The following is a 7683-nucleotide window of genomic DNA, read 5'->3' as shown; positions in this document are numbered from 1 at the left end:
GGCGCAGCGAAAGCGAGTGTTAATAGCGCGTTCAGTTAGTTGCATTAGACCCGAAACCGAGTGATCTAGCCATGAGCAGGTTGAAGGTTGGGTAACACCAACTGGAGGACCGAACCCGCATCTGTTGCAATAGATTGGGATGACTTGTGGCTAGGGGTGAAAGGCCAATCAAACTCGGAAATAGCTGGTTCTCCGCGAAAACTATTTAGGTAGTGCGTCGATCGAATACCTCAGGGGGTAGAGCACTGGATGGGCTATGGGGACTCACCGTCTTACTGATCCTAACCAAACTCCGAATACCTGAGAGTACTAATCGGCAGACACACGGCGGGTGCTAACGTCCGTCGTGAAAAGGGCAACAACCCTGACCTCCAGCTAAGGTCCCCAAGTCATGGCTAAGTGGGAAAGGATGTGAGGATCCCAAAACAACCAGGATGTTGGCTTAGAAGCAGCCATCATTTAAAGAAAGCGTAACAGCTCACTGGTCTAAATAAGGGTCTTTGCGCCGAAAATGTAACGGGGCTAAAGCCATGCACCGAAGCTGAGGATGTGCAGCAATGCACGTGGTAGCGGAGCGTTCCGTAAGCCTGTGAAGGGGTACCTGTGAGGGGCCCTGGAGGTATCGGAAGTGCGAATGTTGACATGAGTAACGATAAAGGGGGTGAGAGACCCCCTCGCCGAAAGACCAAGGGTTCCTGCTTAAAGTTAATCTGAGCAGGGTTAGCCGGCCCCTAAGGCGAGGCAGAAATGCGTAGTCGATGGGAACCACGTTAATATTCGTGGGCCTGGTGGTAGTGACGGATCACACAAATCGTACGACCTTATTGGATTGGTTGTGCGGTGGAGTGGTTCCAGGAAATAGCTCCACCCTATAGACCGTACCCGAAACCGACACAGGTGGTCAGGTAGAGTATACCAAGGCGCTTGAGAGAACTATGTTGAAGGAACTCGGCAAATTGCACGCGTAACTTCGGAAGAAGCGTGACCCCTTTATACGCAAGTATGATGGGGTGGCACAGACCAGGGGGTAGCGACTGTTTATCAAAAACACAGGGCTCTGCGAAGTCGCAAGACGACGTATAGGGTCTGACGCCTGCCCGGTGCTGGAAGGTTAAGAGGAGAGGTGCAAGCTTTGAATCGAAGCCCCAGTAAACGGCGGCCGTAACTATAACGGTCCTAAGGTAGCGAAATTCCTTGTCGGGTAAGTTCCGACCTGCACGAATGGCGTAACGACTTCCCCGCTGTCTCCAACATAGACTCAGTGAAATTGAATTCCCCGTGAAGATGCGGGGTTCCTGCGGTCAGACGGAAAGACCCCGTGCACCTTTACTATAGCTTTACACTGGCATTCGTGTCGGCATGTGTAGGATAGGTGGTAGGCTTTGAAGCGGGGACGCCAGTCTTCGTGGAGCCATCCTTGAAATACCACCCTTATCGTCATGGATGTCTAACCGCGGTCCGTTATCCGGATCCGGGACAGTGTATGGTGGGTAGTTTGACTGGGGCGGTCGCCTCCGAAAGAGTAACGGAGGCGCGCGATGGTGGGCTCAGACCGGTCGGAAATCGGTCGTCGAGTGCAATGGCATAAGCCCGCCTGACTGCGAGACTGACAAGTCGAGCAGAGACGAAAGTCGGTCATAGTGATCCGGTGGTCCCGCGTGGAAGGGCCATCGCTCAACGGATAAAAGGTACGCCGGGGATAACAGGCTGATGACCCCCAAGAGTCCATATCGACGGGGTTGTTTGGCACCTCGATGTCGGCTCATCGCATCCTGGGGCTGGAGCAGGTCCCAAGGGTTTGGCTGTTCGCCAATTAAAGCGGTACGTGAGCTGGGTTCAGAACGTCGTGAGACAGTTCGGTCCCTATCTGCCGTGGGTGTAGGAATATTGACAGGATCTGTCCCTAGTACGAGAGGACCGGGATGGACATATCTCTGGTGGACCTGTTGTCGTGCCAACGGCATAGCAGGGTAGCTATATATGGAAGGGATAACCGCTGAAGGCATCTAAGCGGGAAACCCACCTGAAAACGAGTATTCCCTATCAGGGCCGTGGAAGACGACCACGTTGATAGGACGGGTGTGGAAGTGCAGTAATGCATGAAGCTTACCGTTACTAATAGCCCGATTGGCTTGATCGTTCTCATTGCTTATGCTCATCAGCGCTGCTTTGCAGCGCCGATGATGCTTCTCTTTTGTCCTGGCGCGCATAGCGCTCCGGACGGGCCGCCAGATTGCTGGCGACGGCCTATCGGCCTGTATGGGTGGAAGCCTTTACGGTCGACTGGCAGAGAAAATTGACGTGTTCAAAAAAAGAAAACAGGCGAATGCCTGTGCCAGCTTCTCAACAACATTGCCCTTAGCCGACCTGGTGGTCATGGCGGGGTGGCTGCACCCGTTCCCATTCCGAACACGGCCGTGAAACGCCCCAGCGCCAATGGTACTTCGTCTCAAGACGCGGGAGAGTAGGTCGCTGCCAGGTCTGCTAATGGCAATGTTGTCGCGGTTCGCCAAAGCAAATCCGCAATCTTCTCAACACAAAAAGGGCCTCGTGCCCAAAACGAGGCCGCTCACAAGCGGCCTTTTTAATTGAAACTTCTCAAGCGTCGCAAATACAATAGACGCTCTTGGCGCGGGGTGGAGCAGCCCGGTAGCTCGTCAGGCTCATAACCTGAAGGCCGCAGGTTCAAATCCTGCCCCCGCAACCANCCGCAGATCACCGTCTCCTCGACCTATGACGCCACCGCCAAGACAAATACAATAGACGCTCTTGGCGCGGGGTGGAGCAGCCCGGTAGCTCGTCAGGCTCATAACCTGAAGGCCGCAGGTTCAAATCCTGCCCCCGCAACCAAACACTCCTGCAATCTCACTAAAGCCCCCTCGTGGGGCTTTATGCGTTTTTCCCGTCAGAGGACAAAAGCCCATTGACTCCCCCGACCTCCCTCCTTCCTGATCATCTCAGCGCAAAGACGTTCATCGGCTCATCCACGCCCCGCAGTTCATAGGCCCCAAGATACTCCACGAACTGCTCGAGATGCGCCATGGAGATGAAGTCTTGCGAGAAAAGAACCGGATGGTGGACGGTTTTTGTCAGGGATTCGAGCCGGGACGCGATGTTGACGGCCGGGCCAATGACGGTGAAATCGAGCCGGCGCTTCGAGCCGATATTGCCGTACATCACGTCACCGACATGAACGCCCACGCCGCATTCGACCGCAGGTCGTCCGAGGGAGGTATTGAGGTCGTTCAGAGCAGATAGCGACGCGCGCGCCTCCAATACCGCCTGGAACGTGTTTGCAAGAGCATCCTTCTTCTCCAGCGGGAAAACGGCAAGCAGCCCGTCCCCCATGAACTTGAGAATCTCGCCACCATTGCGGTCAATCGGCTCAGCAATCGCGTCGAAATAGGCATTCAGCAATTCGATCACATCGTCGCGTGGCCAGGCATTGGTGATGGCGGTAAAGCCGCGAATGTCGAAGATCAGCACGGCGGCCGACAGCGTGACCCCGCTTCCGCGTGTTGTCGCACCCGCGAGAATTTCTTCACTGGCATGCGGTCCGACATAGGTCTGCAGCAATGTGCGTGCCAAGGCATTCTTGATGCGGACTTCGCTGACGAGCGCCAGGGTCGGAACCAGCCCCCGAAGAACAGCGATGTCGTGATCGCTAAAGCCGTCCGACGCGGCGCTCGCGAAAGTTACCACATGCCGTTTCTGCAGCGTGTGTTGCAGCGGCCAGGCGACGTAATCGGTCAACCCCTCGTTTCGCAGCTCTTCGAAAACCCGATAAGGACGCGCGGGATTGTCCACGAGCAGGTTCTGGCGCACCTCTTCGGCCCCCGCGCTCAGTTCGAACATCGGGCTCGACAGAAAAACGGGCGACTGCTCGGTGCCGTATTCGAATGTCGTGATGCGGGCTTCCGGCAGGCCGGGCAGCCATTCGATCCGGGCACCGAGCCATTGCGGGTTGTTGATGCGGAAGTGCAGAGTGGCGCGCACCACTGGCACACCCGCACGGTTCAAGCGCTCGCACAGCGCGACGAAAATGTTGTCGATGAACCTTTCTTGATAGGTTTCATTGAGCATCCAGTCCCGCAATGCCCTTGCCAGGGCCGGCTCGCTGGTCGGCGCTTCTTGATCTAACATGACGTAACCATTTACTGAGCGTTTCCAGAAGCACGACTCGCCATGGGCGCTGCCATGCAATAGCGTTCACCGGCGACAAGCTGCCGGAACGCCTATATACGGTGTGTGACTGTGTCGTCGTCACGGCCTTCGCTCAAGCCCTAACCACGCCGATCTTCCCGGCGCAGTCCTGCCCAGCGACTTTTGACAATGCACGGTGCCACCTTTAAAATCGAGGTCGCGCTCCTCTCAGGTACAGCTTCTTTATGGAAAAAAGTCTCCCCCGCTACATCTGGAAGCATACCTGGCGCCAGCAAGTCGTCATCCTTGTGATCGTCGCTCTGTCGATGATCCCCTACTTCTTCTCCCTGGATCTGCCAAAACAGATCATCAACGGCCCCATCCAGGGCGATGGCTTCGCTACACCGGATGCGCTGCAACCCTTCTTCGAAGTGGGCTTCGATATGCCTCTGGTGGGACGGGTTGAGCTTTATGCGGGCTACCCGCTCAATCGGCTGTCGATGCTGATGGCGCTCAGTCTCGAATTTCTTGCCCTGGTGATCATCAACAATGGCTTCAAATACGTCATCAACACCTACAAGGGCCGGTTGGGAGAGCGCCTGCTGCGCCGGATCCGATTCCAGCTGATCGACCGGGTCCTGCGTTTTCCGCCGAATTATTTCAAGCGGACGAAAAGCAGCGAAGTCGCGACGATGATCAAGGACGAGGTGGAGCCGCTCGGGGGCTATGCCGGCGATGCTTTCGTTGCGCCTGCCATGCTGGGTGGGCAGATCGTGGCCGCTCTCGGCTTCATTCTCGCCCAAAGCCTTTGGCTCGGCATGATAGCGGTCTTCATGGCCATGCTCCAGCTCGGCATCATTCCGCGGATGCGCCGCCGACTGATCCGCCTCGGGCGTGAGCGGCAGCTGACGGCACGCCGGCTGGCCGGACGCGTCGGGGAAATGGTGGAAGGTATCTCCACCATTCACGCCTATGACACCTCGAATTATGAGCGGGCGGACATGGCGCATCGGCTGGGCGAGATCTTCGCCATCCGCTATGATCTCTACCAGTGGAAGTTCATGGTGAAGTTCATCAATAACTTCCTCGCACAGGTGACACCTTTCCTGTTTTATTCGATTGGCGGTTACCTGACGCTCAAGGGCACGCTGGACGTGGGACAGCTCGTGGCCGTCATCAACGCCTATAAGGACCTGCCCGGCCCGTTGAAGGACCTGATCGACTGGGATCAGGGGCGCCAGGATGTGCAGGTGAAATTCGAACAGGTTGTCGAGCAGTTCCAGTCCGATGCCATTCTGCCCGAGGAGGTTCAGGCGGTCTATGAAGGTCACCCTCCTGCCCTTCCCGGAACCATTGCGATTGCCAATCTCGCTGTGCACGACGACAGTGGCGGACGCCTTGTGCATGACGTTTCGCTGGAACTCGGTGCTGGCGAGGTGGTGGCCTTTCTCGACGTCAATGGGACGGCGGCCGTCGCCGTCGCCGAGGCCCTGGGGCGTGCCGTGCGTCCCGCAGCCGGACGCATATTGGTCGGCGATACCAATCTTCTCGATCTACCGGAATCGGTCAGCGGCCGGCGCATCAGCTATGTCTCCGCAGAAACTTACTTCTTCCACGGCAGCCTGAGGGACAATCTGCTCTATGGCCTCAAACACGCCCCGTTGCGGCCTTTCGAGCGCGGCGGGAAGGCGGCAACGGTTCGCCGCTGGGAAATCAAGGAAGCGCGACTGGCAGGCAATGTCGACTTCGACATTCATGGGGAATGGATCGGCGGAAATTCGGAGACGGTTGCCGACCGGCAGACGCAAAACGCCTGGATGCTGGAAGCGCTGGATACGGTTTTGCTCACGGATGACGTGTTCGATCTCGGCCTTCGCAGCGTCATCGACCCGCAATGGAACGAGAAGCTTGCGCGCTTTGCCGTCGAAGCCCGACAGACATTGCGCGACAGGTTGGACGAGCTGAACCTGCCGCAGCTGGTCGAGCCCTTTGATTTCGATAGCTACAACAGCGAAGCGACCATTGCGGAAAACCTTCTCTTCGGAACCGTGATTGGCGGCGACGATGCCGCACGCAGGATCGTTTCCAGCGGATATTTCCGATCGGTCCTCATTGAGAACGGCCTCTCCGAACAGCTGTTCGACGCGGGCCGAAAGATCGTGACCACCATGGTCGAGCTGTTCGGAGAAGACCAGCAGAGCAATTCGTTGATGCCGGAGCTTCCATTCATGGAAGGCCGCGAGATCCCGGATCTCAGTCGCGTATCGAAGGAGGTCGAGGGGAAACGCCTGGATCAGACGAACGAGGAACTTCGACGCATCCTCTTCCTGACAGCATTCGCCTATGTCGAAAGCCGCTACCGCTTCGGCATTCTGAACGACGAGATCAGAGCGAAGATCGTCAAGGCGCGCCATGCATTCTATGCCAATCTGCCAAGGGAACTGCAGTCGCTCATCGCTCGCTTCAACCGGGATGAGTATCAATCATCGGCTACGCTTCTGGACAATATCGTCTTCGGCAAGATCAGCAGAACCTACGCAGACTCCCACGAGCGGATTAAATCGCAGCTGGTTACCTTGGCAAAGGAACACGGGGCCTATCCGGATGTTCTGGAAGCAGGTCTGAGTTTCGATTTGGGCCCGGGTGGGAAGAGATTGACGATGTTGCAGCGCCAGAAGCTGAATGTCGCCAGGGCCGTTATTCGTCACGCGGATTACTGCATCCTCAATCAGCCGCTACCGGGCCTGAACCCGCGCCTGCAGGCCCAGTTGGTACAAAATGTTATCTCTTTCTTGCGAAAGAATACCGACGGGTGCACAATCGTTTGGGTTCTATCGAACCCGACATTATGTTCTTATTTCGAACGTGTCGTAATATTCGACAATGGCGATGTTATAGCGAATGGAAGCTATGATCAGATCATTGACGATGAAGACAGTGTGGTGAAAGAGTTGATCGCTCGGTGAAGTCGAGGCCAGGTGCCTCCATGGAGATGTGAAATGGTCCTTGATGACGAGGTAAGGTGCTTAAGCTCACTGCCTTTCTTTGCATCCGCCAATCCTTCCAAGTTGAAGCTTTTGGCTTTCAACTCGGATCGAGTGCGCTTCACGCCAGGTCAGGAACTCTTTCATGAAGGCGATCCTGGCGATGCGGCCTATGTGATCTTAAGCGGCTCTGTTGACATAACTGTCGAGACCCCCAGGGGCCTCGTCAGCGTGGCCAAAGCTGAGAAGAACTCGATCGTCGGCGAAATTGCCCTCCTAAGCGATGGATATCGAACGGCAACCGTCAGCGCACTGACGCCCCTTGAGACGCTGCGGATCGACAAGCAAACCTTTCTGAAAATGATGGCGGACTGCCCGAGCTTGATGTTCTCCGTCTTGAAGGTATTGGCGACCCGCCTCACGACAACCACCTCGGAACTGGCAAAGCACAAGGGGCGCGCCGAATTTGCCTGATTGCATCAGGCTCTCGGAGCGTCTCCAGGGAACGATATGAACGCAGCCGTATCTGGTGGATCGAGCGAGAGGCCGACACCGA

General features: G+C 56.5%; 3 protein-coding genes, 2 tRNA genes and 2 rRNA genes (1 of these 7 only partly in view). 6 read left to right on the top strand and 1 reads right to left on the bottom strand.

Translation table 11 applies throughout. The annotated features are described in order from the left end of the window. The 4 genes from ASE36_RS08645 to ASE36_RS08630 all read left to right on the top strand — a co-directional run. Positions 1-2140, top strand: a 23S ribosomal RNA gene (locus ASE36_RS08645) (it extends 658 nt beyond the left edge of the window). Between the two features lie 226 nt (positions 2141-2366). Then, positions 2367-2481, top strand: a 5S ribosomal RNA gene (gene rrf / locus ASE36_RS08640). Positions 2482-2630: 149 nt separating this feature from the next. Then, a tRNA-Met gene (locus ASE36_RS08635) sits at positions 2631-2707 on the top strand. Between the two features lie 66 nt (positions 2708-2773). Next, a tRNA-Met gene (locus ASE36_RS08630) sits at positions 2774-2850 on the top strand. A gap of 102 nt (positions 2851-2952) precedes the next feature. On the opposite strand, the gene ASE36_RS08625 is transcribed toward ASE36_RS08630, so the two are convergent. Beyond that, positions 2953-4143 carry an adenylate/guanylate cyclase domain-containing protein gene (locus ASE36_RS08625; protein ID WP_062277767.1) on the bottom strand — a complete coding sequence of 397 codons (1191 nt, stop codon included), beginning with the start codon at positions 4141-4143 and terminating at the stop codon, positions 2953-2955. 245 nt (positions 4144-4388) lie between these two features. On the opposite strand from ASE36_RS08625, the gene ASE36_RS08620 reads away from it, so the two are divergent. After that, complete coding sequence (locus ASE36_RS08620) at positions 4389-7109, top strand: ABC transporter transmembrane domain-containing protein (RefSeq protein WP_062277764.1); 2721 nt, start codon at positions 4389-4391, stop codon at positions 7107-7109. Between the two features lie 33 nt (positions 7110-7142). Continuing rightward, on the top strand, positions 7143-7601 hold the full coding sequence (locus tag ASE36_RS08615; protein WP_062277761.1) for a cyclic nucleotide-binding domain-containing protein: 459 nt from the start codon (positions 7143-7145) through the stop codon (positions 7599-7601). Positions 7602-7683: the final 82 nt, after the last annotated feature.

It is taken from the genome of Rhizobium sp. Root274 (assembly GCF_001429245.1).
In the GTDB taxonomy this organism is placed as follows: domain Bacteria; phylum Pseudomonadota; class Alphaproteobacteria; order Rhizobiales; family Rhizobiaceae; genus Allorhizobium.
This window is presented reverse-complemented; position numbering and strand designations above follow the sequence as displayed.